This is a genomic window from Cupriavidus sp. 22TCCZM04-2, from assembly GCF_057798895.1.
Map to the genome: position 1 here is coordinate 275,230 of NZ_JBYOJS010000002.1, position 22,623 is coordinate 297,852.

The 22,623-nt window shown below is 67.0% G+C and carries 22 protein-coding genes; 8 read left to right on the forward strand and 14 right to left on the reverse strand.

All coding sequences use genetic code 11. The annotated features are described in order from the left end of the window. Window positions 1-166 precede the first annotated feature (166 nt). The 4 genes from AC3FKG_RS04665 to AC3FKG_RS04680 all read right to left on the reverse strand — a co-directional run bounded on the left by AC3FKG_RS04665 (window position 167) and on the right by AC3FKG_RS04680 (window position 1,878). Complete coding sequence (locus tag AC3FKG_RS04665) at window positions 167-988, reverse strand: NAD-dependent protein deacetylase (RefSeq protein ID WP_483712910.1); 822 nt, start codon at window positions 986-988, stop codon at window positions 167-169. Beyond that, entirely contained in the window at window positions 985-1,173 is a 189-nt protein-coding gene (locus tag AC3FKG_RS04670) for an oxidoreductase-like domain-containing protein (protein ID WP_483712908.1), read from the reverse strand. The genes AC3FKG_RS04665 and AC3FKG_RS04670 overlap by 4 nt, the downstream gene beginning before the upstream one ends. Window positions 1,174-1,273: 100 nt before the next feature. Next, window positions 1,274-1,600: a hypothetical protein gene (locus AC3FKG_RS04675; RefSeq protein WP_483712906.1), complete on the reverse strand. Its 327-nt coding sequence runs from the start codon at window positions 1,598-1,600 to the stop codon at window positions 1,274-1,276. A gap of 41 nt (window positions 1,601-1,641) precedes the next feature. After that, the gene (locus AC3FKG_RS04680) at window positions 1,642-1,878 is read right to left on the reverse strand and encodes a hypothetical protein (RefSeq protein ID WP_483712904.1); all 237 of its coding nucleotides are present in this window, start codon (window positions 1,876-1,878) and stop codon (window positions 1,642-1,644) included. Window positions 1,879-2,120: 242 nt separating this feature from the next. On the opposite strand from AC3FKG_RS04680, the gene AC3FKG_RS04685 reads away from it, so the two are divergent. Beyond that, on the forward strand, window positions 2,121-4,415 hold the full coding sequence (locus tag AC3FKG_RS04685) for a patatin-like phospholipase family protein (protein WP_483712901.1): 2,295 nt from the start codon (window positions 2,121-2,123) through the stop codon (window positions 4,413-4,415). A 190-nt stretch (window positions 4,416-4,605) separates the two neighbouring features. Here AC3FKG_RS04685 and AC3FKG_RS04690 read toward each other — a convergent pair whose 3' ends face one another. The 10 genes from AC3FKG_RS04690 to AC3FKG_RS04735 form a co-directional block, all read right to left on the reverse strand. After that, complete coding sequence (locus AC3FKG_RS04690; protein ID WP_483712899.1) at window positions 4,606-5,667, reverse strand: phosphotransferase; 1,062 nt, start codon at window positions 5,665-5,667, stop codon at window positions 4,606-4,608. Continuing rightward, window positions 5,660-6,856 carry an acyl-CoA dehydrogenase family protein gene (locus AC3FKG_RS04695; RefSeq protein WP_483712897.1) on the reverse strand — a complete coding sequence of 399 codons (1,197 nt, stop codon included), beginning with the start codon at window positions 6,854-6,856 and terminating at the stop codon, window positions 5,660-5,662. Before AC3FKG_RS04695 ends, AC3FKG_RS04690 begins: the two co-directional genes overlap by 8 nt. Window positions 6,857-6,878: 22 nt before the next feature. After that, the gene (locus AC3FKG_RS04700; protein WP_483712895.1) at window positions 6,879-7,670 is read right to left on the reverse strand and encodes an SDR family NAD(P)-dependent oxidoreductase; all 792 of its coding nucleotides are present in this window, start codon (window positions 7,668-7,670) and stop codon (window positions 6,879-6,881) included. Window positions 7,671-7,739: 69 nt separating this feature from the next. Next, entirely contained in the window at window positions 7,740-9,200 is a 1,461-nt protein-coding gene (locus tag AC3FKG_RS04705; protein ID WP_488742534.1) for an NAD(P)(+) transhydrogenase (Re/Si-specific) subunit beta, read from the reverse strand. Continuing rightward, window positions 9,197-9,556, reverse strand: coding sequence for an NAD(P) transhydrogenase subunit alpha part 2 (locus tag AC3FKG_RS04710; RefSeq protein WP_011295852.1), 360 nt, complete (start codon window positions 9,554-9,556; stop codon window positions 9,197-9,199). The genes AC3FKG_RS04705 and AC3FKG_RS04710 overlap by 4 nt, the downstream gene beginning before the upstream one ends. Before the next feature lie 10 nt (window positions 9,557-9,566). After that, window positions 9,567-10,685 (reverse strand): Re/Si-specific NAD(P)(+) transhydrogenase subunit alpha, encoded by a 1,119-nt coding sequence (locus tag AC3FKG_RS04715; protein ID WP_488742535.1) that lies wholly within the window; start codon window positions 10,683-10,685, stop codon window positions 9,567-9,569. 99 nt (window positions 10,686-10,784) lie between these two features. Beyond that, window positions 10,785-11,579 carry a TauD/TfdA dioxygenase family protein gene (locus tag AC3FKG_RS04720; RefSeq protein WP_483714431.1) on the reverse strand — a complete coding sequence of 265 codons (795 nt, stop codon included), beginning with the start codon at window positions 11,577-11,579 and terminating at the stop codon, window positions 10,785-10,787. A 24-nt stretch (window positions 11,580-11,603) separates the two neighbouring features. Next, complete coding sequence (locus AC3FKG_RS04725; RefSeq protein ID WP_488742536.1) at window positions 11,604-12,575, reverse strand: zinc-binding dehydrogenase; 972 nt, start codon at window positions 12,573-12,575, stop codon at window positions 11,604-11,606. A gap of 64 nt (window positions 12,576-12,639) precedes the next feature. Further along, window positions 12,640-13,005 carry a hypothetical protein gene (locus tag AC3FKG_RS04730; protein WP_483712887.1) on the reverse strand — a complete coding sequence of 122 codons (366 nt, stop codon included), beginning with the start codon at window positions 13,003-13,005 and terminating at the stop codon, window positions 12,640-12,642. Next, window positions 12,995-13,456: a hypothetical protein gene (locus tag AC3FKG_RS04735; protein WP_483712885.1), complete on the reverse strand. Its 462-nt coding sequence runs from the start codon at window positions 13,454-13,456 to the stop codon at window positions 12,995-12,997. Before AC3FKG_RS04735 ends, AC3FKG_RS04730 begins: the two co-directional genes overlap by 11 nt. 207 nt (window positions 13,457-13,663) lie before the next feature. Between AC3FKG_RS04735 and AC3FKG_RS04740 the strand changes: the two genes are divergently transcribed. The 7 genes from AC3FKG_RS04740 to AC3FKG_RS04770 all read left to right on the forward strand — a co-directional run bounded on the left by AC3FKG_RS04740 (window position 13,664) and on the right by AC3FKG_RS04770 (window position 22,595). Beyond that, the gene (locus tag AC3FKG_RS04740; protein WP_483712884.1) at window positions 13,664-13,954 is read left to right on the forward strand and encodes a UxaA family hydrolase; all 291 of its coding nucleotides are present in this window, start codon (window positions 13,664-13,666) and stop codon (window positions 13,952-13,954) included. Between the two features lie 5 nt (window positions 13,955-13,959). Beyond that, window positions 13,960-15,114, forward strand: coding sequence for a UxaA family hydrolase (locus AC3FKG_RS04745; protein WP_483712883.1), 1,155 nt, complete (start codon window positions 13,960-13,962; stop codon window positions 15,112-15,114). A gap of 6 nt (window positions 15,115-15,120) precedes the next feature. Next, window positions 15,121-15,825: a GntR family transcriptional regulator gene (locus tag AC3FKG_RS04750; RefSeq protein WP_483712881.1), complete on the forward strand. Its 705-nt coding sequence runs from the start codon at window positions 15,121-15,123 to the stop codon at window positions 15,823-15,825. After that, on the forward strand, window positions 15,822-16,856 hold the full coding sequence (locus tag AC3FKG_RS04755) for an Ldh family oxidoreductase (RefSeq protein ID WP_483712879.1): 1,035 nt from the start codon (window positions 15,822-15,824) through the stop codon (window positions 16,854-16,856). The genes AC3FKG_RS04750 and AC3FKG_RS04755 overlap by 4 nt, the downstream gene beginning before the upstream one ends. An 87-nt stretch (window positions 16,857-16,943) precedes the next feature. After that, window positions 16,944-20,513 (forward strand): indolepyruvate ferredoxin oxidoreductase family protein, encoded by a 3,570-nt coding sequence (locus AC3FKG_RS04760; protein ID WP_483712878.1) that lies wholly within the window; start codon window positions 16,944-16,946, stop codon window positions 20,511-20,513. Between the two features lie 74 nt (window positions 20,514-20,587). Then, on the forward strand, window positions 20,588-21,559 hold the full coding sequence (locus tag AC3FKG_RS04765) for a tripartite tricarboxylate transporter substrate binding protein (protein WP_483712877.1): 972 nt from the start codon (window positions 20,588-20,590) through the stop codon (window positions 21,557-21,559). A gap of 55 nt (window positions 21,560-21,614) precedes the next feature. Beyond that, window positions 21,615-22,595, forward strand: coding sequence for a Bug family tripartite tricarboxylate transporter substrate binding protein (locus tag AC3FKG_RS04770; RefSeq protein ID WP_483712875.1), 981 nt, complete (start codon window positions 21,615-21,617; stop codon window positions 22,593-22,595). The last annotated feature ends 28 nt before the right edge of the window (window positions 22,596-22,623 follow it).

Sequence of the window (22,623 nt, forward strand, 5' to 3'; positions counted from 1 at the left end):
CAGGGAGAGGGGGAGCGACCGAGACCATCGCAGCCAGGCCGCGTGCGCGCGCGCCGGCCGCAAGGGCAGACAGGGCGTGGCGATGGCGGGCTGCGTTCATGGGACTCGAAGTCTGGAAGACAAGAAACAATGCGACGATGCTATCGCCCGGAGACGCGTCGGTCAATCACCTGGCCGCAGCGAGCTGCGCCGTCAGTTCCGACAACGCCTGCGCGCACGGCGCTTCGACTTTAAGCGCGAGCATCGGATCGGCACGCGTCACGCCAAGATTGACCACGGCCACCGGCTTGCCCATCTGGGCAGCCCAGACGCAGAAGCGATAGCCCGAATACACGACCAGCGACGAACCGACCACGAGCACCGCGTCGGACTCGGCCAATGCCGCGCGCGCATCCTCGACGCGATCGCGCGGCACGGACTCGCCGAAGAAGACCACATCGGGCTTGAGCAGGCCATCGCAGCGTTCGCACGACGGCACGCGGAACTGCGCGAACAGCGGCGATTCGAAATGGGCATCGCCATCGGCGGCGGGCTCGGCGATCACATCGCGCATCTCGCCGTTCTGTTCGGCCAGCCAGCGCTGCACGCCGGCGCGGTCATGGCGCGCGCCGCATGACAGGCAGATCGCGCTGCCGATGCTGCCGTGCAGCTCGATCACGTCTTCACTGCCTGCACGCTGGTGCAGGCCGTCCACGTTCTGCGTGACCAGCCGCGTCACGTGCCCTTGCCCGGCCAGCGCCACCAGCGCGTGATGGCCGGCGTTGGGCTGTGCGCCAGCCGCCACGGGCCAGCCGATCATGCTGCGCGCCCAGTAGCGCTGGCGCGCCGCGTGAGAACCGAGAAAGGCCTGCAGCGTGATCGGCTGCGAACGCTGCCACTGGCCATTCGCGTCGCGGTAGCCCGGGATGCCGGAATCGGTGCTGATGCCGGCACCCGTCAGCACGAACAGGCGCGGATGCTGACGCACGAAGTCGCCGAGCGCGCTCACGTGGGCGAGTCCTCGGCGGCGGCGTGGCGCGCCTCCCAGGCTTTCAGCGCGTCGCGGTAGCGCTCCAGTTCCTGGTAGTAGTAATCAAAGATGCAGGGGTCGCAGCCGGAGCCGCAGCATTCGTTGTCGCCGGGCCGCTCGGGCGGCAGGGGACGGGGGTCGTCTTGATGGGAATGATCGGACACGGAACAGCTCGAAGTCGCAAAGCCGGCAACGCCGGTGTTGGCGACAGTATATGCCCGGGGCGGAAAGCAAGCCGGGGGTGCCTTGGCGAGCACTGCCGCGCTAGTGATTCAGCAACCCCTCCCCCACCGGGATCACCAGCCTGTCCGCGCCCAGGCAAGCGATATCATCGCCCGCCAGCCAGCGCGACACGACATCCGCCAGCTTGCAGCCGATGCGCGCAAGCTCGGCCGCATCGGCCACGTAGACCGCGTCGATCACTTCCTGGTCGAACTCCAGTGCCGCGCCGTGATGCGGGCGGCCACCCGTGCCCGGCGGCTCCGCCTGCCAGACCACCTGCACCTGGCTGCCGCTGCCACGGCTGTATTGCGCCGACATCGGAAAGAGCCGACAAGTGTGCTCACGCGCCCAATCGACCAGTGCAGTCATGGCGGATCCCTCCATAGGGCGCCGGCATGCCGGCGGGCCGCTCAGCGGCTCAACACATGGTAGAGCCAGTCGTGCGCGCGCCTGGGAATCCCTAGGCCCCGGGCGTCCAGTGGCTGCCCGCGCACCCGCAAATCACCCTCGTGAAGGGCATCCACCGCAGCCTGGGCATCCGGATAGCGTCCGACGACGCCGTTGCCCAACATCAGCATCCAGTCCTTTTCCCGAGGAATCAGGGTCAGTTGCCCCGCGGCGGTCTGGCAAAAAAAATAACCGTGCATGCGGTCCCCAGATCCTTGCCTGTCCCTTGATAGTAGCCGTTCCGCTCGCCCCGCGCCTGGCATGTTGTGGTGCAGTGCGGCGATCTGAACGCTTCCGAGAGCCATGATGAATTGTTTCGACGGCGGGCTCGGTGCCTCCGGCTTTGCGCCAAGATACCTTCAAGCATCGCCGGCCCGTCAGCGTCACCCATCCCCGGCCGGGCGACCCGAGCCATAACTCCCGGCGCCTGCGGACCTGTCCCATGAACGTTGCGACGCGATCCCTGTTGGCTGCGCTGCCCGCTGCCGCACTGCTGCTGGGGCTGGGCAATGCCTGCGCGGCCGAGGCCGCGGGCGAGCCCACGCCGGCGCCAGGCCCCGTGCCCACCGTCACGCCGCCGTCGCCGCCGGGGGTGCCGGCCCCGGGCCTGGGCCGCCCGCGCATCTGCCTGGTGCTGTCGGGCGGCGGAGCGCGCGGCGCGGCGCATATCGGCGTGCTCAAGGTCCTGGAAGCGATGCGCGTGCCGGTCGATTGCATCGCCGGCACCAGCATGGGCTCGCTGGTCGGCGGCGCCTATGCCAGTGGCATGTCGCCGGCCGACATGGAAAAGCTCGTGGGCGGCCTGACGACCGCGAAGATCTTCAAGGAACGCCCGCCGCGCCAGGACCTGACGGTGCGCCGCAAGCTCGACGACTACACCAACCTGTTCACGCCCGAGATCGGCCTCAAGGACGGGAAGATCCAGTTGCCCAAGGGCGCGGTCTCGGGCGTGCAGCTGGAAACGGTGCTGCGCCAGCTGGCCCAGGTGCCTGGCTACCGCGACTTCGACAAGTTGCCGATTCCCTACCGGGCCGTGGCCACCGACCTGGTCGCGGGAACGCCGGTCGTGTTCAGCAACGGCGAACTTGCGCAAGTCATGCGCGCCAGCATGTCCGTGCCGGGCGCGGTCGCGCCGGCCGAGTACGAGGGGCGCCTGCTGGTCGACGGCGGACTGACGGACAACCTGCCGGTGGACGTGGCGCGGACAATGGGCGCCGACATCGTGATCGCCGTGAACCTGGGCACGCCGCTGATGCGGCGCGATGAGCTCAACTCGATCCTCGGCGTGACGGGGCAGATGCTCAACATCCTGACCGAGCAGAATGTGCGCAGCTCGCTGGCCTTGCTCAAGCCCACCGATGTGCTGATCCTGCCGGAGCTGGGCGATTTCTCGGCCAGCGATTTCGACCACCTGACCGACACCATCCCCATCGGCGAAGCCGCCGCGCGCAAGGTGGCGGACCGCCTCGCGCCGCTGGCGCTGCCGCCGGAGCAGTACGCGGCACTGCGCACGCGCCAGCAGAACCTGGCGCCGCCGGACCTGCGGCCCGTCGATGAAATCCGCTTTGCGCCGATGGAACGGGTCAATCCCGCCTTTGCCGCAGCGGCGATGGAAACCAAGCCGGGGCAGCCGATCGACCAGGCGCAGCTCGACCTCGACATGCGGCACCTGTTCGGGACCGGCGACTTTGAACATGTGAACTATGGCTTCCTGGAAGAGCCGGGCCGGCACATCATGACCGTCGATGCCGTCGAGAAGTCCTACGGGCCGAACTACCTGCGCTTCGGCCTGGGCCTGAACACGGACTTCCGCGGCGATGCGTACTTCAACCTCGTCGCCAGCCACCGGCGCACGTGGATCAACTCGCTGGGCGCCGAATGGCGCAATGACGTGCAGGTCGGCCAGACCTCCGCGCTGCACAGCGAGTTCTACCAGCCGCTGAATATCCGCCAGTTCTTTTTCGTGGCGCCGCGCATCGATCTCGAACGCAGGCCCGTCAACATCTTCCAGGGCACCACGCGGATCGCCCAGTACGACGTGCGCAGCTACACCGCGTCGCTGGACTTCGGCAGCCAGTTCACCAAATACGGCGAAGCCCGCATCGGCGTGCAGGCCGGTGCGGCCGATGCCTCGCTCAGCACCGGCCCGGCCCAACTCGCACCGGGGCCCGGCCATATCCGGATCGGCGCCATTACCGGCCGCGTCTTCCTGGATCAGCTCGACAGCACGTCCTTCCCGCGCAGCGGTTACGCGGGCTGGCTCAAGGTCTTCGCTTCCCAGCCCGGGCTGGGCGCCGACCAGGCCTATGTCAAGGGCACCATCGACGGCATCTATGCGATTTCGTTCGGCAACAACACCTTCAACCTGGGCTTCCGGGCTGGCAGCAAGATCGGCAGCAACCCGCTGCCGCGCTACGACCTGTTCCAATGGGGCGGCTTCCTGCAGCAATCGGGCTACAGCACGGGCCAGCTGCTTGGCGAGAACCTGCAGTTCGCGCGCATCGTCTACTACAACAAGCTGGTCAAGCAAACCCTGCTCGAAGGCGTCTATGCCGGCATGTCGCTGGAAGCCGGGCACGTGGGCGGTCCGCTCGTGCCCGGCAGCCCTACGGGCATCCTGAAGTCAGGCTCGATCTTCCTTGCGCTCGACAGCCCGATCGGTCCGCTTTACCTGGCCTACGGCCGGGCGACGGCAGGCGTCTACAGCTTCTACCTGTTCCTCGGCAAACCCTATTGAAGCGACGGTTGCGTTGCTTTTTAATTGTTGCCCAACGAACCCCCTCTAAAGTTGTATGTAATGTCTTAATACATAACCTATAATGGTCTTGTCGTTGAGACCCCCATCTTGACTGACAACCCCCTTCCCCATCGCCGCCGCAAGCGGCGATTTTTCTTGGCGAAACGGCTTTTTTGACCGCCGGCAGAGATCAGCCCACGCGTTGGGCCTGAGCCCACGCCAGGTCCGCCACGCGCGCGAAGCGCTCGCCCATGGCATGCGCCTGCGCACTGGACGCCGTGCCGCGTGCGGCCCGGCCCTTGACGCCATGCAGGATCGCCGCGAAGCGGAACATGTTGAAGGCGATATAGAAGTCGAGATCGGCAATGCCGTCGCGTCCCGTGCGACCGCAATAGGCCTCAACGTAGGCCGCCTCATCGGGCAAGCCCGCCGCAGCAAGGTCACGCCCCGCGATGCCGCCCAGGATATCGGGCGGCATGCGGAACATCATGGCGTGGTAGGCGAAGTCGGCAAGCGGGTCGCCCAGGGTCGACAGCTCCCAATCCAGCACTGCCAGCACGCGCGGCTCGGTCGGGTGGAAGATCAGGTTGTCGGCACGGAAATCGCCATGGGTGATGGCGACATCGTCGGCAGCGGGCAGATGCCGAGGCAGCCATTCGACCAGCTTATCCATCGCCGGATGCCGGCCAGCGAGTTCGTCGTTCAGGTACTGCGCGGACCAGCGCGCCACCTGGCGCGCCACATAGCCGCCAGCCTTGCCGTAGTCGCCGAGCCCGATGGCCTGCGGGTCGATCGTATGCAGCCTGGCCAGCGTCGCATTCATGGCATCCATGTACGCGGCACGGTCGACCCGTGGCACATCGGCAAAGCCGGCATCCCAGAAAATGCGTCCCTCGACCATGTCCATCACGAAGAACCAGCTGCCGATCACGGAATCATCGGTGCAGAGTCCGTGGATGCGCGGCACCGGAAAGCCCGCCTGCCCCAGCGCCGCCATCACGCGGGCTTCGCGTTCCACCGCATGGGCGCCCTTGAGCAGTTCGCCGGGCGGCTTGCGCCGCAGCACATAGCTGTGGCCCGGCGTGCGAAGGCGGTAGGTCGGGTTGGATTGGCCGCCCTTGAACTGGTCGATCGTCAGCGGCCCGGCATAGCCCTCGACGTACTGCGCCATCCAGCGCTCCAGGGCGGCCTGGTCGAAACGGTGCTGCTCGCGGACCGGCACGGTGCCGCCGAAATCGTTTGCCTCAGCCATGGCGCGCCTCGCCGGTCAGGGCCGTGCGCTTGATCATCTTCGCCAGCGACCACTTGTGGACTTCGGTCGGGCCGTCGTAGATGCGGAAGGCGCGCACTTCGCGGAACACCTGCTCGACGATCGAATCGCGCGAGACGCCCATGCCGCCCATGACCTGCACGCAGCGGTCCGCGACGCGGTACACGGCCTCCGACACCGCGACCTTGGCCATCGAGCTTTCCGTGGTGCCGAGCACGCCGCCATCGAGCACGCCGGCGCACCAGTCGATCATCAGCGCCGCCTGCTGCAGGTCGATCAGGTTCTCGGCCAGCATGAAGCCCACCCCCTCATGGTCGATCAGCAGCTTGCCGAAGGCCTTGCGCCGCGTCGCGTAGTCCGTGGCGATCTCGTGCGCGCGCGTGGCGCAACCATGCCAGCGCATGCAGTGCGACAGCCGCGCCGGGGACAGCCGCACCTGCGCATAGCGGAAGCCTTCATTGACCTCGCCCAGCACCTGGCTGGCCGGCACGCGCAGGTTGTCGATGACGATCAGCGCATGGCCGCCCGGCATCGAGTTGTCGATGGTGTCGAGCACGCGTTCGACGCGGATTGCGGGATCCGGCAGGTCCACGAGGAACATCGTCGAGCGGACCTTGTCGTCGCCACCCGTGCGCGCCATCACGATGCCGACCGAGGCGCCTTGCGCGCCGGTGATGAACATCTTGCGGCCACTGATGACCCAGTGGTCGCCCTGCTGCACGGCAATGGTCTGCAGCATCGACGGATCGGAACCCGCGCCGCCATCCTCGGCCGGCTCGGTCATGAAGAAGGCCGAGCGCGCCTCGCCGCTCACGAGCTTGTCGAGGAACCGCCGCTTCTGCTCCGGCGTGCCGACCTTGCCGAGCAGGTACATATTGCCTTCGTCCGGCGCCATCGTGTTAACGGCCACGGGACCCAGCGGCGACAGCGCGGAGCGCTTGAGCACCGCAGCCGTCTCCAGCTGCGTCAGGTGATCGCCATCGGGCAGGATGTGCGGCGTCATGACGCCGGCTTCGCGCGCCTTGGCACGCAGTTCGCGGACCAGGTCCTCGGTGGGACCGTGGCCGGCATTGCGCGGATCGCGCTCGTAAGGCACGACGACCTTGCGCACGAAGGCCTCGACGCGCTCGGCGATGGCCTGGCTGCGCTCGGTGGGGCAGGGAGTGAACATGGGAGCTTGCCTCGAAGCGAAATTAGAGCGAATTGATGGAATGGCCGCCGTCGACGGGCAGCACCGTGCCGGTCATGAAGTCGGAGGCATCGGAGGCCAGTAGCAGCAGCGCGCCGTCGAGCTGGCGCGGCTGCCCGAGCCGGCGCTGCGGAATGCGCCGGATCAGTGCCTGTCCGCTGTCGGTCTCGAAGAAACTGCGGTTGATCTCGGTCTCGAAATAGCCCGGCGCCAGCGCATTGACGCGGATGCCATGGCGCGCCCACTCCAGCGCCAGCGAACGCGTCAGGTGGATCAGCCCGGCCTTGGCGGCGGTGTACGCGGGCACCTGCTGGGCCACGCGCAGGCCAAGGATCGAGGCGATGTTGATGATGCTGCCGCCCGTCTCGTGAGCGCGCATCATGCGCGCGGCGCGCTGGGCCACGCGCCAGGCGCCGTTCAGGTTGGTGTCGATGACGCTTTGCCACTGCGCCTCGTCCACCTCCATGGCCGCGCCCGTGGTCGCGATGCCCGCGCTGTTGACGACGATCTGCACCGGCCCAAGCTCGCGCTGTGCGCCCTCGAACGCCGCGTCGACCCAGGTCGGGTCTCTTACGTCGAGCGCGACCACGCAGCCTTCTGCGCCCTGCTTGCGCAGTTCGGCCAGCAGTGCTTCGCCCTCGCCCACGCGCCGGCCGGCCAATGCCACCTTGCAGCCCGCGCGCGCCAGGGTCTTCGCGAAATGCAGACCCAGTCCACCGAAGGCCCCGGTGACCAGCGCCACCTTGCCCTCCAGGTCAGCGAACGGGTTCAGGCTGCGTCCGTCCTCGTGGTTCATTGCCATGTCTCCTCCGATATCCGTATGACGTCGTCTTTACGTCGTCTTTACGTCGTCTTGACGTCGTCTTTACGCCGCCTTGACCATGTCTTCGACCACCTTCTTCGCGTCGCCGAACACCATCATGGTCTTGTCCATGTAGAACAGTTCGTTGTCCAGCCCGGCGTAGCCCGCGGCCATCGAGCGCTTGTTGACGATGATGGTCTTGGCCTTGTAGGCCTCCAGGATCGGCATGCCCGCGATCGGCGACTTCGGGTCGGTCTTCGCCGACGGATTCACCACATCGTTGGCGCCGAGCACCAGCACCACGTCGGCCTGGCCGAACTCGCTGTTGATGTCTTCCATCTCGAAGACCTGGTCGTACGGCACCTCGGCCTCGGCCAGCAGTACGTTCATGTGGCCCGGCATGCGTCCCGCCACCGGGTGGATCGCGTACTTCACGGTCACACCCTTCTCGGTCAGCTTCTCGGTCAGTTCCTTCAGTGCGTGCTGGGCGCGCGCCACGGCCAGGCCGTAGCCCGGCACGATGATCACGGTCTCGGCATTGCCCATCAGGAACGAGGCGTCATCGGCCGAACCCGACTTCACGTTACGCTGGGCCTGCGCGCCGCCCGCGCTGGCCGCCGTCGCATCGCTGCCGAAGCCACCCAGGATCACGTTGAAGAACGAGCGGTTCATCGCCTTGCACATGATGTACGAGAGGATCGCACCGCTGGAACCCACCAGCGAACCGGCGATGATCAGCATGGGGTTGTTCAGCGAGAAGCCGATGCCCGCCGCCGCCCAGCCCGAATACGAGTTCAGCATCGACACCACCACCGGCATGTCGGCGCCGCCGATCGGAATGATGATCAGCACGCCGAGCACGAAGGCGATGGCCAGCATCAACAGGAACGGCAGCCAGTCCTGCGTCATGAAGAACGCGATGCCGAAGCCGACCATCGCAACCGCCAGCGCCAGGTTCAGCATGTGCTGGCCCGGGAACACCACCGGTGCGCCCTGGAACAGGCGGAACTTGTAGCGCCCGGCCAGCTTGCCGAACGCGATCACCGAACCGGAGAACGTGATGGCGCCGACAAAGCAGCCGATGAACAGCTCGATACGATTACCCATCGGGATCTCGTGCGAGCCCGCCGCCGCGATGCCAAATGCGGCAGGCTCCGCGACCGCTGCCACGGCAATGCACACCGCCGCCATGCCGATTAGCGAGTGCATGGCGGCCACCAGTTCGGGCATCTTGGTCATCTCGACCTTCTTCGCCACATAGGCGCCAATGCCGCCACCGACCACCAGCCCCGCGAGAATCAGCGCCAGGCCCGCACCCGTGCCAGCGCCAGCCGCGAGGAACTCGCTCTTGAGCTTGGCGATTAGCGCCACCGTGGTGAGCGCCGCCACCGCCATGCCGATCATGCCGAAGGCGTTGCCCTTGCGGGCGGAAGCCGGATGCGACAGGCCCTTCAAGGCCTGGATGAAGCAGACCGACGCCCCCAGGTAGAACAGCGTCACCATATTCATGGACAGGGCATTCATCGCGGCATCTCCACCAGTTCGCCGCCCGCATGCGGGGCCTTCGCGTTGCCTTCGGCCTTCACCTTGGGCGCCTTCTTGCGGAACATCTCCAGCATGCGCTGCGTGACCAGGAAGCCGCCGAACACATTGACCGCGGCCAGTGCCACCGCCAGCGTGCCCATGGTGCGGCCCACGCCGCCTTCGGTCAGGCCGGCCGCCAGCATGGCGCCGACAATAATGATGGCCGAGATCGCATTGGTTACGGCCATCAGCGGCGTATGCAGCGCGGGCGTGACGGTCCAGACCACGTGGTAGCCCACGTAGATCGCCAGCACGAAGATGATCAGGTTGATCACCGTGTGGTTCACCATTTCCATCGAACTCTCCTTAACAGGCCAATGCCTCTTCTTCCCGCCGTGTCATCAGGCAGGCGGCGACGATGTCGTCGTCCGGGTTGAGCGTGAACCGGCCTTCCTTGTCGATGACCAGCTTGAGGAAGTCCAGCACGTTGCGCGCATAGAGCGCCGAGGCATCGGCAGCAACCATGCTGGCGAGGTTGGTGTGACCGACGAAGGTCACACCATGGCGCTCGACCACTTCGTCTGCCACGGTCAGCGGGCAATTGCCGCCTTGCGCGGCGGCCAGGTCGACCACGACCGAGCCCGGCTTCATCTGCTGCACAGTCGTTTCGTGCAGCAGCACAGGTGCCTGGCGGCCGGGAATCAGCGCGGTGGTGATGATGATGTCGGCCTGCTTGGCGCGCTCATGCACCAGTTCGGCCTGGCGGCGCATCCAGTCCGGCGGCATCGGCCGGGCATAGCCGCCCACGCCTTGCGCGATCTCGCGCTCTTCGTCGGTGATGAACGGCACGTCCAGGAACTTGCCGCCGAGCGATTCGATCTGCTCCTTCACGGCCGGGCGCACATCGGACGCCTCGATCACCGCGCCCAGGCGCTTGGCCGTGGCGATGGCCTGCAGGCCCGCCACGCCGGCGCCGAGGATCAGCACGCGCGCCGCCTTGACGGTGCCGGCGGCGGTCATCAGCATCGGCATGAAGCGCTGGTAGTGGTGCGCGGCCACCAGCACGGCCTTGTAGCCGGCGATATTGGCCTGCGACGACAGCACGTCCATGCTCTGCGCGCGCGTGGTGCGCGGCGCGGCTTCGAGCGCGAATGCCGTGATGCCGGCGGCGGCCATGCGCGCCTTGTTTTCGGTATCGAACGGATTGAGCATGCCCACCAGCACTGCACCCGGTTTCATGTGCGCCAGCTCGGTGATCTCCGGCGCGCGCACCTTCAGCACCAGTTGGGCGCCGAGCGCCTCGGCAGCGCTGCCGATGCGGGCGCCCGCGGCCTCATAGGCGGCATCCGGCTGGCTGGCCCGTACGCCGGCACCCGCCTGCACCACGACCTGATGGCCTTGTGCGACATATTTCTTGACCGTCTCCGGCGTTGCGGCGACGCGCGCCTCCCCCGCCCGAGTCTCAGTCGGGATTCCTATCTGCATGCTTCACTCCTGTGGTCCGCGCCGTCCTACGTGAGGCAGTGCGCCGGGCCACGCCACCGGCCAACAGCGGCCGGGGCGGTGCCGGTATGGTGGTGCCGCTTAGCGGGGCACGTCGCCTTCGAGCGTCACGCGGTTGAGCACGCGCTCGGCATTGCCGTAGTCATGCACGGCGTAGTGCATGGTGTTGCGGTTGTCCCACATCACCACATCGCCTTCCTGCCACATGTGGCGGTAGACGTTGTCCGGCGTGGTGGAGTGCTCGTAGAGGAAGTCGAGCAGCGGGCGGCTTTCCGCCTCGGTCATGCCTTCGATGCACAGCGCGGTATCCGGGTGGCCGACGTACAGCGCCTTGCGGCCGGTTTCCGGATGCGTGCGCACGATCGGGTGAACCGCGGTCGGCACCTTGTCCGAGCCGGTCATCTTCGCCAGGCGGCCGCCGCTGAACGTGCAGCGCAGCCCTTCGATCATGCGCTTCAAGGTCGGCGACAGACGGTCGTACGACAGGTACTGGTTGCACCACATGGTGTCCCCGCCCACCGGGATGGTGACGGCAGACAGGATGGAGATCTTCGGCGGCACGGCGGTGTAGATGGAATCCGAGTGCCAGGCTTCGGTGGAGGCCGTCTCCTTCGGAATCTTGGTGACCTGGAACAGTTCCGGGAATTCCGCCAGGCCCTTGAGCAGCGGGTTGCCCTGCACCGGCGTGCCCCACAGGCGCGCGAAGGCCACCTGTGCCGCGGGCTGCAGGAACTGGCCGCGGAAGACCAGCATGCCGTGCTCCAGGAAGGCCTGGTGCAGGACCTGGAAGGTGGCGTCGTTGATCGGGTCGTTCAGGTTCACCCCGGTGATCGCCGCGCCCACGGAGCCGGTCAGCGGCTTGATTTCAATGGTCATCATGTCTCCTCGTTTGTCGATGGCTCAGTCGACCAGCAGCACGATCTTGCCGACGTGCTGGTCTTGCTTCATGTATGCGTGGGCCGCGCCGATATCGCTCAGGGCAAAGGTGCGGTCGATCGGCAGCTTGACGCGGCCGGCGCGCAGGAACGGCAGCATGTCGCGCGCGCAGGCCTGGATGCATTCCAGCCGCTCCTGCTCGGTGCGCGTGCGGAACGTCACGCCGATCAGGTGCAGGCGCTTGAGCCACAGCGTCGACAGGTCGATCTGCGCCGTGGCCGAACCGAGCCGCGCGATGTTCACCAGGCGGCCCTTGACGGCCAGGCTCTTCATATTGGCCTCGAACACGGGGCCGCCGACGGTGTCGATGATGATGTCGACGCCCTTGTTGTCGGTCGCCTTCATGACCATGTCGACCTGATCGTCCTTCGACGAATCGATGCCGACATCCACGCCGTACTGGCTGAGCTTGTCCAGCTTGGCGGCCGAACGCGAAGTGGCGATGACGGGCTTCGCGCCCATCAGCGAAGCGATCTGGATCGCGGCCAGCGCGACCCCGCCCGATGCGCCGTTGATCAGCACCGACTCGCCGGCCTTGAGCTGCCCGTTGACCACCAGCGCATCGTGCGCGGTGATGAAGACATTGGGAAACGCCGCCGCGTCGATCCACGACATGCCATCCGGCACGGCGATCAGCGCCATCGGATCGGCCACCACATACTCGGCCTGGCAGCCTTTGCCGTGCCCCATGACCCGGTCGCCCTTGCGCCAGCCGTGCACGCCTTCACCGACTTCGGCCACCTCGCCCGCGAACTCGACGCCGGTGGTGATGGTGTTGCCGGTGCGAAGCTCCCTGGCCTGGTTGATTTCGCCGCGGTTCAGGCCCGAGGCCCGGACCCGCACCAGCACCTGGCCCGCCGCCGCCACGGGCACGGGAATATCCTGTACTTCGACCTTGCCGCCCTCCGGGCCCGGTACTACGCGGACTGCCTTCACTGTTCGCTCCTTGTCTGACTCTGTGGTTGTCTGTTGATCTGTGCGCGGCTCACGCGTTGCCGCATCACGTCGCGCCAAGCGCCGACGCGCGGATCCGCGCAAGCAGCTTCAATGCCCGTTCGGCCGCGGCCTCGCCGCCGGCATGATTGCCCCGCACGAACGGCGCACGGCAGTCTTCGATCGCGGCAAGCGCCGCGAGCGGCTTTTCCGCGGCCACCGTGAGCCGCCGGAATTCATTGACGGTCAGCAGGTAGCTGTGGAACACGTCCTGCGTCGACGGCGTGGCGCCGCACTTGTGCAGCAGCACGTTCAGCCAGTGCGTGCCGGCGAGCATGGCCGCTTCAATGGTCATCTCGTAATCCGTGGCCTCGCACTTCTGCATCGACGCCTCAATGCGGCGCGCAATCGCCATGTGCGCTTCAATGTCCATGTGCGGCTCCTTCCATGCGGCGGTTCAGCACGCCCAGGCATCGTTGCAGTGCGGCGTCGCAGTTCCGCACAATCGCTTGCGTGGGCGCCAGGCCTTCACGCAAGCACGGATCACGGTAGTGCTCGATGCGCTCCATGTCTTCCATCATCGCCGCGATATCGGCGGGCACTGGCGCTTCGACCTTCGGACGGCCGACATGCAGCACGTCGCCCAGCGGGCGGAAGGCCGCCTTCAGGTTGCCGTCCGGCTGCGGCACCAGATAGACCCCGGGCTGCGTCGCGAACATCTCGTCGTCGAGCGTGATGCCGGCGTGGTGCAGTGCTGCATTGACCGCATGCGTGCCCGCGGTCATGCCTGCCCAGAACCACAGTTCGAAATCCTCGAGCGGATCCAGGCGTTCACGCAGTGCGTGGAGCTTCGCAATTTTCACGAGGTGTGATGCCACCTTCATGCCTGTCCTCTTATGTTGGGAGCGGATGCCGCATCCGGGCGGCTCCGTTGTTATGACGATAGACATGCGCATGGACGATGTCAACAACTTCTATATAGGACTTCTACGTAGGAGTAGTGGTTTTCTCGGGGATATCCTTGTTTCTTCTTGACTAAGGCCACGTCGATTCTCTACATTGCATCTCAACACCTATACAGGAGTTAATCAATGCCCCGAGCCATCGTACTGAACCCGGCCGACAACGTGGCCACCCTGCTGGACGCCGGCCATGCCGGCGACGCCTGTGCCCTGGAAGGGGAACGAACCGGAAAGCTGGTCCTGCTGCAGGACGTTCCGTTCGGCCACAAGGTCTGCGTCACCGAGACCACGGCAGGCCAGGACATCCTGAAGTACGGCCAGATCATCGGCCGCGCCAGCCACGCGATCCGTGCCGGCGAACACATGCACGTTCACAACATCGAGTCGGCGCGGGCGCGCGGCGACCTGCACAAGGGCTAACACAGATGGCAACCACCTTTCTCGGTTACCCGCGCGAAAACGGCGCGGTCGGCGTGCGCAACTGGGTCGCCGTCGTCTCGGTCATGGACAACTGCAACCCCGTGACGCGCACCATTGCGCGCACCGTGGGCGGCTGCATCCCGGTCACCACGCTGTTCGTGCGCGGCCAGTTCGGCGCCGACCTGGATTTCGCCTTCGAATCGCTGGCGGGCCTTGGCCGCAACCCGAACATCGCCTCGGTGCTGCTGGTGGGCCTGGAGCCGTCTTCCACCGAGGAAGTCGCGCGCCGCATCAAAGCCAGCGGCAAGCCCGTGGAACAAGTGCACCTGCAACCCAACGGCACCGTCGATTGCATTGCCGAAGGCACGCGCAAGGCCACGCGACTTTCCTTGCAGGCATCGCGCGCACGCCGCGTGCCGTGCCCGGTATCGTCGCTGGTGCTCGGCGTCGAATGCGGCGGATCGGATACCACCTCGGGCCTGAGCTGCAACCCGGTAATCGGCCGCATGGCCGACCTGGTGATCGCGGAAGGCGGCACGGTCATCATCTCCGAAACCTCCGAGTTCATCGGCGCCGATCACCTGTTTGCCGACCGGGCCACCGACGGGCGCGTGCGCGAGGCCTTCGTCACGGCCGTGCGCAATATGGAAAACCTGGCGATTTCGCGCGGCGTCGACATGCGCGAGGACCAGCCTTCGCCCGACAACAAACGCGGCGGCCTGACCACGGTCGAGGAAAAAGCGCTCGGCGCCCTGGCGAAGGCCGGGACTACGCCGCTGGTGGGCGTACTGCGCTATGGCGAGGCGCCGCAGAAGAAGGGGCTGCATTTCATGGACGCCCCGGCCGCGGCAGTGGAAAATCTGACTGCGCTTGCTGCCGGCGGGTGCCAGCTCACGTTCTTCGGCACCGGAGTGGGCAACCCGATCGGCAGCATGGTGGCACCGACCGTCAAGGTGTGCGGCAACGTCAATACGCTGCAGACCATGGCCGACAACATAGATTTCGACGTCAGCGGGATCCTTCAGCACGGAGAAAAAATCTCCGATCTCGGCGATCAGCTCTATGCCTATGCGATGGACGTCGCATCCGGCACGCAGCTGACCAGCGAGGTGCTCGATATCCGGGAGACCGCGATCAGTCGATTCGCACTGAGCCTCTGAGCAACCATGACCAAACTCAACAGCGTCTCCGACGCGATCATCCGCTCCATCGAATCCGGCGACCTGCGCGAGGGCGACCGCCTGCCTTCGGAAGGCGAGCTGGCCGCGATACATGGCGTGAGCGTCGGAACGATCCAGAAGGCGCTGATCCGTTTGACGCACTCCGGACTGATCACACGCGAGCAGGGACGCGGCACCTTCGTTTCCGGCACGCGCGTGGCGCCCGCGGATGTCCGCTACCTGCGCTTTCGCGATGAAGAGGGCAACGAGCTGCCGTCCTACGTCCATGCGCGCTCGGTCAAGCGCATCAAGCGCAAGGGCCCGTGGGCGGACTTCCTCGAAGGCGATGGCTACGTGCGCATCGAGCGCGTGATCAATGTCGGCGGCCGCTTCGACCTGTACAGCGAATTCTGGCTGCGCGAGGAAGACTTTGCCCAACTGGGTGGCCTGGACCGCGAGGCGCTGGAGAAGAACCTGCGCGAGCTGATCGGCCAGCGCCTGTCGCTGCCGACGCTGCGCGTGGACCAGTGGATCCGCTTCGGCCCGCCGCCGGCAACGGCCGCGCGCGAGCTGGGGCTCGACGCCGAAGCACCTGCCTTCATCATGGAAATGCGCGGCTACACGCTGCGCGACCAGCCGCTCTATTACCAGTCGGTCTATGCCGCCCCGTTCACCGAGCGGCTGATGATCGTACGGGAGAAATCTTCATGACCACACGCCGGACCGCCCAAAGCCTGGAGCGCTGGACGTCTGCCGTATTCGAAGCGTGCGGCGTGGCGCCCAAGCATGCCGCCGAGGCCGCCACCGCGCTCGTGCGCAGCGAACTGCGCGGCTACAAGACGCATGGCATGACGCGCGTGCCGTCCTATGTCGATCGTCTGCGCGCCGGTGACTTCAACCCGCGCGCCAGCATGTCGCACCGCACGTTCCCCGGCGGCATCGTGCTGGACGCCGATGGCGCCATGGGCCAGGTCGCCGGCCCGCACGCCGTGCAACTGGGCCTCGAAGCGCTGGAATCGAGTGCCAGCGTACTGGTTGCCGTGCAGTCGTGCGGCCACCTGGGCGCACTGGGCATCCACGCGCTGCTCGCGGCCGAAGCCGGCGCGTTCTGCATCGTCGGACAGCGCACGCCGCCCGTGCTCGGCATGGAAGGCTTTGCCCGTCCCGCCATCGGGCACAACCCCATTGCCTTCGGCTGCCCCCTGCCGGGCCAGGCACCGATCGTGTTCGACGTGGCCTGCAGCGTCGCCGCGCGCGGCCACATCCTGCTTGCCGCGCGGGAAGGCAAACCCATTCCGGAGGGCTGGGCGCTCGATGCCGACGGCGAACCGACCACCGATGCGCAGCGCGCGCTGGCCGGCTCGCTGCTGCCGACCGGCGGCCACAAGGGCATCGGCATCGCGATGATGGTCGAATGCCTGGCCGGCGCGCTGTCGGCTACCGCAGGCTCGCTTGACCCCGCGCGCAACAGCGTCGGCAGCGGCGGCGCGGTCGGACGCCAGGGCGGCTTTGTGTGGCTGGTGCGGCCCGAGGCATTTTCCGGCCAGGAGCTTTTCGCCGATTACATGGCGCAGTGGACCGGCAACTACCTCGCCGCCGGCGGCCCCGAGGCCAGGCTTCCCGGCCAGCGCGGCGACACACTCGAACGCGAGGGCCGCGAGCGCGGCATTGCCCTGCCCGAAGCCATCGCCCGCGAGCTGGGCGAACTTGGCCGGACCTTGGCCATCCCGTTTCCGGCCTAGCCGGGTTTTCGACCGACATCAACGATATCCGGGCTACCGGCAGACGCTGGCCGTCCCTACCCCACAAATACACAGGCTGAATTCGCCATGAACGCTCCAATTCTCCCCGACGAAGCCCGGAAGGCCATGGAGGCCGTGTCGATCGACGACAAGTACGCGCTCGAATCCGGCCGCGCCTTCATGAGCGGCGTGCAAGCCCTGGTGCGCCTGCCGCTGCTGCAGCGCCGGCGCGATGCGCTGGCCGGCCACAACACTGCGGCATTCATTTCCGGCTACCGCGGTTCGCCGCTCGGCACCTATGACCAGGCAATGTGGCAAGCCAAGAAGTACCTGGCCGACAACCACGTGGTGTTCAAGCCCGGCGTCAACGAGGAACTCGGCGTAACCGCCGTGTGGGGTTCGCAGCAGCTCGACTTCGACGCGGAAAGCAAGAAGTACGACGGCGTGTTCGGCATCTGGTATGGCAAGGGCCCCGGCGTCGACCGCAGCGGCGATGCGCTCAAGCACGCCAACCTGGCCGGCACCTCGCGCCTGGGCGGCGTGATCGCGCTGGCCGGCGACGACCACGTGTCCAAGAGCAGCACGCTGGCGCACCAGAGCGATCACACCCTGATCGCCTGCGGCCTGCCGGTGTTCTTCCCGTCGAACGTGCAGGACATCCTGGACCTGGGCGTGCATGCGTTTGCCATGAGCCGCTTCAGTGGCCTGTGGGCCGGCATGAAGACCGTGCAGGAAGTTGTGGAATCGGGCGCGTCGGTGATCACGGACTCGGACCGCGCGCGCATCCTCCTGCCGGAAGACTTCGCCATGCCCGAGGGCGGCCTGCATATCCGCTGGCCCGATGATCCCCTGGCCGCCGAAGCGCGCATGATGGAATTCAAGTGGCCGGCGGCGCTCGCCTACGTGCGCGCCAACCGCCTGAACCGCAACGTGGTCGAAGGCCCGAGCGACCGCCTTGGCATCATCGCCAGCGGCAAGGCCTATAGCGACACGCGCCAGGCCCTGCTCGACCTGGGGCTCGATGACGCGACCTGCCGCGCGATGGGCGTGCGGGTCCACAAGGTCAGCGTGGTATGGCCGCTGGAGCCGGACAGCGTGCGCGATTTTGCACGCGGACTGCGCGAAGTGCTGGTAGTCGAGGAGAAGCGCCCGCTGATCGAACAGCAGCTCAAGGACGAGCTTTACCACTATCCCGCCGATGCACGCCCGGCCGTGTTCGGCAAGTACCACCACACCGACGGCGCCGGCGGCGAATGGAGCCACCGCAAGCCGGCCGAGGACTGGCTGCTGCGCGCCAAGGCCGACCTGTCGCCGGCCCTGGTCGCCAAGGCCATCGCGCAGCGCCTCAAGGCACTGGGCGTGCCCGCCGACGTGGCCGCGCGCATGGATGTGCGCCTGCAGGAAATCGAGGCCAAGGAGCGCGCCACCGCGCAGGGCGATTCGCGCGCCGCCGACCGTCTGCCGTGGTTCTGCCCCGGCTGCCCGCACAACACCAGCACCAAGGTTCCGGAAGGCTCCGTCGCCACGGCCGGCATCGGCTGCCATGGCATGGTGGTCTGGATGGACCGCTCCACCACCTCGTGGTCGCAGATGGGCGGCGAAGGCGTGCACTGGATGGGCCAGTCGCCGTTCAGCAAGCGCAAGCACATGTTCGCCAACCTGGGCGACGGCACGTACAACCACTCCGGCTTGCTGGCGATACGCCAGTCGATCCACGCCGGCGTGAACCTGACCTACAAGATCCTGTTCAACAGCGCCGTGGCGATGACCGGTGGCCAGCCGGTGGACGGCGGCGAGCTCGATGTCCCCGCGATGTCGCGCGAGCTGCACGCCGAAGGCGTCCGCCAGATCGTGGTGGTCACGGACGAGCCGGAAAAGTACAAGGGGGTCGCCAACCTGGCGGCGGGCGTCACGGTGCGCCATCGCGATGAACTCGACGCCGTGCAGCGCGAACTGCGCGAAGTGAGCGGCGTGACCGCCATCATCTACGACCAGACCTGCGCCACCAAGAAGCGCCGCGAGCGCAAGCGCGGCACCATGCCTGATCCGGCCAGGCGTGTCGTCATCAACGAACTGGTGTGCGAAGGTTGCGGCGACTGCTCCGTGGAAAGCAACTGCCTGGCCGTGCAGCCGGTGGAAACCGAGTTCGGCCGCAAGCGCAAGGTCAACCAGGACACCTGCAACAAGGACTTCTCCTGCACCAAGGGCTTCTGCCCAAGCTTCGTGACCGTCGAAGGCGGCCAGCTGAAGAAGCCGTCGGCAGGCGGCAAGAAGCAGCCGGTCCCGACCGACATCCCGATGCCCCTGCTGCCCGATGCCGCCACGCCCCGGCGCATCGTCGTGGCCGGCATCGGCGGTACCGGCATCGTGACGATCGGCGGCGTGCTGGGCATGGCCGCGCACCTGGAAGGCAAGGGCGTGATCACGCAGGACGCCACCGGCATGGCGCAGATGGGCGGCTCGACCTGGAGCCACATCCAGATCGCCGCGAGCCCCGATGCCCTGCACGCCAGCCGCGTCGACATGGCGATGGCCGACCTGGTGATCGCCTGCGACACGGTGGTGGCCGCCAGCAAGGCATCGCTCGCCGCCATGTCGCCGCAGCGGACCTACGTGGTGCTCAACAGCCACGTCACGCCGACCGCCGCGTTCGTGCGCAATCCGGACTGGGACCCGCAAACCGCGGAAGCCGTTGGACGCATTGCGCAGGCCGCCGGCAGCGACAACGTGGGCAGCTTCGATGCCGAGCAGGTCGCGAAGCAGGTCATGGGGCAGTCGATCTACGCCAACCTGATGATGCTGGGCTATGCGTGGCAGAAGGGCCGCGTGCCGCTGTCGCATGCCGCGCTGATGCGTGCCATCGAACTCAACGGCGTGCAGGTCGACAGCAACAAGGCCGCATTCGAATGGGGCCGGATGTGTGCGCATGACATGTCGCGCGTGCCGCTGAAGGCTGCCAACGCGCAGGTGATCCAGTTCGTGCGCAAGCCGACGCTGGACGATCTGCTCGCCAGGCACGTCGAGTTCCTCACCGCCTACCAGAACCGCGCCTACGCCGCGCAGTACGAGTCCCTGGTCGACCGCGTCAGGAAGGCCGAGACCGTCACGGGCGGCACCCGCCTCACCGAAGCCGTGGCGCGTTCGCTGTTCAAGCTAATGGCCTACAAGGACGAGTACGAAGTGGCGCGCCTGCACACCGACGCCGCGTTCCGCAAGCAGATCGAGTCGATGTTCGAAGGCGACTTCCGCCTGGTGCACCACCTGGCGCCGCCGCTGTTCGCGAAGAAGAACAAGGATGGTGAGCCGCTCAAGGCTGCCTATGGTCCCTGGGTGCGCAAGGCCTTCACGTTGCTGGCCCGCTTCAAGGGCCTGCGCGGCACCGCGCTCGACCCGTTCGGCTACACCGCAGAGCGCCGTGAAGAGCGCGCGCTGATCGCGGAGTACCGCGACTGCATCGCGGCGCTGCTGCCGAAGCTCACCGCGCAGAACGTTGAACTGGCGCTGGAGATCGCACGGCTGCCAATGGACATTCGCGGCTATGGCCACGTCAAGGCACGCAACCTCGCTGCCGCCGGTGCCCGCTGGGAACGGCTGAAGGCGCAGTGGGACGGCAGCGAGGTCCGCGAAGAAGAAATCAAGCCGACCGTGGCGGCCTGAACCAGACTGGTGTAGCGAGGCCCCGCGCTGCAAGGACGGCGTGGGGACCATCCAACGATAAGAGGAGACAAGCCATGAAATCCGTACTGCACCGTGCCCTTGGCGCCATTGCGCTTGCCGCCTGTGCCGCCAGCGCCCTGGCCCAGGGTGGCTACCCGAACCGCCCGGTCAAGATCATCGTGCCCTGGCCGGCAGGCGGCGGCGTCGATACCGTCACGCGCACCGTGGCCGAGAAGCTGAGCGCCAGCCTGGGCCAGCAGTTCGTGGTCGACAACCGTCCCGGCGCGACCGGCAATATCGGCGCGGGTGCCGCGGCCAAGGCCGCGCCCGACGGCTACACGCTGCTGGTCGCCAGCGCACCGATGGCTATCAACGCGAGCCTGCAGAAGAACCTGCCGTTCGACCTGGGCAGGGACTTCGCGCCGCTCGGCCTGATGGCGAGCTCGCCTTACATGCTCGTGGTCAATCCGTCCGTCGCGGGCTCGGTCAAGGATCTCGTCGCCCGGGCGAAGGCGGAGCCGGGCAAGCTCAGCTACGCATCGGTAGGCCCGGGCACGCAGCAGAACGTGGTCAGCGAACTCTTCAAGGACATGGCTCGCGTCGATATCGTCCACGCGCCGTACAAGGGCGGCCCGCAGGCGCTCACCGACATGGTGGGCGGCCATATCCACATGATGTTCCACGGCGTGCCGGCGGTGATGCCGTTCGTGAAGGGCGGCCAGCTCAAGGGCATTGCGGTGGCAAGCAAGCAGCGCCTGCCGTTGTTCCCGGAGATCCCGACCATGGCCGAGGCCGGCTACCCCGGCATCGAGGCAAGCGAATGGTACGGGCTGGTCGCCCCGGCCGGCACGCCGAAGGACATCGTGGTCCTGCTGGGCAAGGAAATCGAGAAGGCGCTCAATGCGCCCGGCGTGCGCCAGCAGTTGGCGAGCAAGGGGTATGAGCCGGCTGCCCCTGGTTCGCCCGACCAGTTCGGGACCTTCATGGCCGCCGAGCAGAAGAAATGGGCACTGGCCATCAAGCAGACGGGATTCCGGCTGGAATAACGCACAGGTGTCCCGTCGCAGCGGGGGGACACTGGCAAGAAGCGAGGAGACGGTTATGACATTCCAGACGCGATGCACGCGAACGGTACTCGGCGCGATCGGACTTACGGCCATGATGATGACCTGCGCCTGGGCGCAGGGCACTTATCCGAATCACGTGGTCCGCGTCATCGTGCCGTGGCCCGCGGGCGGCAGCGTGGACATGGCCACGCGCGTGGTCGCCGAGCAGCTTTCCGGCGGCCTCGGCCAGCCGGTGGTGATCGAGAACCGTCCGGGCGCGGCCGGCAACATCGGCGCGGCCGCTGCGGCGAAAGCGGCCCCGGACGGGTACACCCTGCTGGTGGCGACCACGCCGATGATCATCAACCGCAGCCTGCAAGGCAGCACGGCGGTGGACCTGTCGCGCGAATTCGTGCCGGTCGGGCAGCTGGTCAGCCTGAACTACGTCATGGTGGTCAACCCCGCGGTGGCCGGCACGGTACAGGAGCTGGTGACGAAGGCCAAGGCCAGCCCCGGTCGCCTGAGCTATGCCTCTTCGGGGCCGGGCACGCAGCTCCACCTGATCGGCGAATCGTTCAAGCGAGAGGCGGGCGTGGACATCGTGCACGCGCCGTACAAGGGCGCGCCCCCGGCGCTGGCCGACCTCGTCGGCGGCCATGTGCAGCTGATGTTCCCGGGCCTTCCGGTGGCGGAGCCGCTGCTTCGTGCAAAGCAACTCAAGGCGCTTGCCGTAGTCAGCACCCACCGGCTGCCGCAGTTGCCTGACGTGCCGACGCTGGCCGAGGCGGGTATCTCCGGCATCGACTCAAGCGAGTGGTATGGCCTGGTGGCGCCTGCCGGCACGCCGCCGCAGGTGGTGGCCAGGCTGAGCGGAGAACTGGCCAAGGCCATGCGCAACCCAGCCGTCCGGCAGCGCCTGACGAGCCAGGGCTTCGAGCCGGTTGGCGGCACCCCGCAGGCATTCGCCAGCCTGATCGAGGCGGATCAGAGGAAATGGCCCCTCGCCGTGCGTCGCGCCGGGCTTCAGCCCGAGTAGCGTAGCGGGAAACAAGATTAAGTCGACG